5 protein-coding genes are annotated in these 3,192 nt (G+C 62.8%); 4 read left to right on the top strand and 1 reads right to left on the bottom strand.

What is annotated here, in order from left to right; genetic code table 11:
• Positions 1–97: 97 nt before the first annotated feature.
• Positions 98–721 (bottom strand): helix-turn-helix domain-containing protein, encoded by a 624-nt coding sequence (locus WCB02_RS35145; protein ID WP_423965939.1) that lies wholly within the window; start codon positions 719–721, stop codon positions 98–100.
• Between the two features lie 110 nt (positions 722–831).
• Between WCB02_RS35145 and WCB02_RS35140 the strand changes: the two genes are divergently transcribed.
• The 4 genes from WCB02_RS35140 to WCB02_RS35125 are packed head-to-tail and all read left to right on the top strand — an operon-like array spanning position 832 to position 3,121.
• Positions 832–1,230 (top strand): hypothetical protein, encoded by a 399-nt coding sequence (locus WCB02_RS35140; RefSeq protein WP_423965936.1) that lies wholly within the window; start codon positions 832–834, stop codon positions 1,228–1,230.
• Positions 1,231–1,234: 4 nt separating this feature from the next.
• The gene (locus WCB02_RS35135) at positions 1,235–1,642 is read left to right on the top strand and encodes a cupin domain-containing protein (protein WP_423965934.1); all 408 of its coding nucleotides are present in this window, start codon (positions 1,235–1,237) and stop codon (positions 1,640–1,642) included.
• A gap of 18 nt (positions 1,643–1,660) precedes the next feature.
• The gene (locus WCB02_RS35130) at positions 1,661–2,260 is read left to right on the top strand and encodes an SRPBCC family protein (protein WP_423965932.1); all 600 of its coding nucleotides are present in this window, start codon (positions 1,661–1,663) and stop codon (positions 2,258–2,260) included.
• Positions 2,261–2,272: 12 nt separating this feature from the next.
• Complete coding sequence (locus WCB02_RS35125) at positions 2,273–3,121, top strand: cyclase family protein (RefSeq protein ID WP_423965930.1); 849 nt, start codon at positions 2,273–2,275, stop codon at positions 3,119–3,121.
• The last annotated feature ends 71 nt before the right edge of the window (positions 3,122–3,192 follow it).

The raw sequence follows: 3,192 nt of genomic DNA, 5'->3' as shown, positions 1-3,192 counted from the left end.
AGTCGGCCGTGCAAAAGCCGCCGGGCACCATCAAGGAGCTGCCGATCACGCCCGATCGGCTGCGGGCCTTCATGGCGGAGTGACGATGGACGAGCGATCAGTCGCGGTCGAGGTTGAACCAGAGCGTGCGCACCTTGATGCGGCCGTGGTTCCAGATCTTGTGCTTGCGGCGCGAACTGTAGGCGATGAGGTCGCCTTGCCGCAGCACATGCCTGGTGCCGTCGACTTCGACCGTGAGTTCGCCCTGCAGCACGAAGCCATATTCAAAGCCTTCATGGGTGATGGGATGTTCCGCACTGCCGGTGTGCGGCGCGTATTCGTTGACGGCGACGGAGACGCCGCGGGCGCGGTCTTCGCGCATCAGCCGCCGGACCACATGTTGCGCGGTTTCCACCACGCGCCCCTCCGAGGCGCGCACCACGATCTTCTCCTCGCTATCGGGACCGTTGACCAAAAGGTCCGACATCGTGACGCCGAGTGCGTTCGCAATCACGATCAGCGAGCCGATCGACGGCGACGCTCGCCCGCGCTCGACCAGGCTGAGCATCGAGGTGCTGAGCCCGGATACATCGGCAAGTTCCTGCAAAGTCAGCCCGCGCGTCTGCCGCAATTCGCGGATCCGCGAGCCCATGGCGGCGAGGGTGTTCGCCGTGGTCTCGGCGATTTCCCCGGACACTTGTGGCAACGGCTCGATAGCCGCCTCGGTCTCGGATTCGCTCATCTTTTTGACGCTCCTCGCGCCGTTTGCCGTCCCCGCAAAGAAGACGTTGCATGCCGGGCTACTTTGATTATACTAAAATAACTTCATCGATATTCAAAAAGCAGGCGGCGATGGCCGGTGTCCCATTATCCCAAGTCCGCGTCATCGACAGCGCCGTCGACGCTCCAGAAATACCGATCGTTCGCGGCGAGGGCAACGCGAAGGTTGTGCTGTCACCGCACAACGGCGCGAGCTTCCGCAGTTTTCAACTGGTCTCGCTGCAGCAGAACGCGTGCACGATCGACCTCAGCCATGGCTCGGATTGCGTCTATTACGTGATCGAGGGCGAAGGCGCGATCGTCGGAACGGAGGCCGGTTCGCGTTTCGACCTCGCCGAAGGCAACATGGTCCATATCGACGCCGGCGATGGTTATCGCATCGAGGCGGGTGATGGCGGAATCAAGGTCATCGGCGGGCCTTGCCCGCCGGATCCGGCGCTCTACGCAAATCTCACGTCAAGGGAGGGTTGATCGCATGGCCATTCGCGTGTTTCACCGCGACCATCCTTCGCTGCGGTTGCCGCTGATCTCGAAGGATGCGCGCTTCGTGATCTGGCCCGGGGTCGGCGCATGGGATGCGAACCTGAATTACGTGAGGCTCGAGCCCGGCGAGGCCAATGTCCCGCATATTCATGTCCAGTCGGAGGACACGATCTTCATCCTCGAAGGCGAGGGGACGATCCACGACTACACCAACGACATCGCGCTGCCCTTCCACGCCGGGTGTGTCGTCCATGTTCCGGTCGGCATCAAGCATGCCGTCAAGGCGGATCGCGGCAGCAATATCGTCAGTGTCGGCGGCCCCAGCCCCGCCGACGTGCCGTTGTTGAAGGCGGCCGGGGCACTGCCCGCCGATGCCGCGCCGCCTGCGGCTGCGACATAGCCAGCGGCGAGCCTTGTTGTGAAGCTGCATCAGGAATTCGTCATCGCCCGGCCGCTCGACGAGGTCTGGAGCTTCCTGCACGACATACCAAAGGTTGCCGGTTGCTTGCCGGGCGCGGACTACATCGGTCCGACGCAGGACGGCCGGCATGCGGGCAAAGTCTCGGCAAAGGTCGGCCCGTTCCAGGCCAGCTTCGAGGGCGAGGCGCAGGTTCGCTATGACGAGACCAACAAGCTGGTCTCGCTCGAGGGCAAAGGCATCGACCGCAAGGGGGCGAGTCGCGGCAAGATGACGATGGATTGCGCCTTGAGGGCCGATGGCGAGCGGACGGCGTTGGTGGTCGATTCCGATGTCCAGCTATCCGGCACCATCGCCCAGTTCGGCCGCACCGGTCTCATCACCGAGATCGCCAATGCGCTGGTCGCCAATTTTGTCGCCAATGCGGAAGCCTCGTTTGGCTCCAATCGGCCGCAGGCGAGCTCAGCTGCGCCCGAGGCGGCGCGATCCGAGGGCATCACCGCGCCGACCGCGCGTCCGATCGGCGGGCTTGCGCTGCTGCTGACGGCGTTGCGGGGACTCTTCAAATCCTGGTTTCGCGGGACCCAATCGAACACCTGACCGAGAGAAGCCATGAAGATCGTCGACATGACCCATCTGATGAACGTGCATACGCCCGGGTGGGTCGGATATGCCGGCAACAAGATGTACTACGCGCAGAATCTGCAGACCAAGATGATCGTCGCGCAGCGCATCGACATGGCCCTTCATGTCGGCACCCACATCGACGGCGCGATGCACGGCACTGACGGCATGGGCGACATGGCGTCCTACCCGCTGGATTTTCTGGTCGGCCCGGGCGCCGTCGTCGATGTCTCCGCCCACATGGACGACTGGGCGGTGATCACGCCCGAGATGATCGAGGCGGCGCCGGTCGAGGTGAAGGAGGGCGACATCCTGATCCTGCATACCGGCTGGCACCGCTATTGGGAGGGACAGACCCAGCAGGACCTGGTGCGCTACTTCTGCATGCATCCCGGCGGCAAGATCGAGTTGCTCGAATGGATGCTTGAGAAGAAGATCAAATGGTTCGGTATCGATTGCGGCTCCGGCGATCACGCCATGAACACCTCGATCCGCCTGATGCGTCCCGATCTCGCCAAACGTTTCGAAGCCAAGGTCGGCATGAGCTGCGATGCGTTCTTCGGCGAATACAGCTATGTTCACAAGAAGTCGGGCCGCACAGTCACCGAGGACATGTTTCCCTTCCATTCCTATGCCTTCCAGGAGGGGCTGATCCACGCCGAAAATGTCGGCGGCGATATCGAGAAGATGCTCAACAAGCGTGCGATCATCGGCGCGTTTCCCTGGCGCTACGAAGGCCTCGAAGCCTGTCCGTGCCGGATCGTCTGCTTCGAGGGCATGGATGAAGAGGTCGAAGCGATCGGCGATGTCGCCAAGGCGATCTTCCAGCGCCGCTGACGGTCGGGTTTGGACTCTCCCGGCGACCTTCAGTCGCGCTCGGCTCAGAGGCGTGAAATGCACCTTTGGCC

Source organism: Bradyrhizobium sp. (assembly GCF_049581145.1).
Lineage (GTDB): Bacteria > Pseudomonadota > Alphaproteobacteria > Rhizobiales > Xanthobacteraceae > Bradyrhizobium.
The sequence above is the reverse complement of the archived record's forward strand: the minus strand, read 5'-3'. Positions and strand labels throughout refer to the sequence as shown.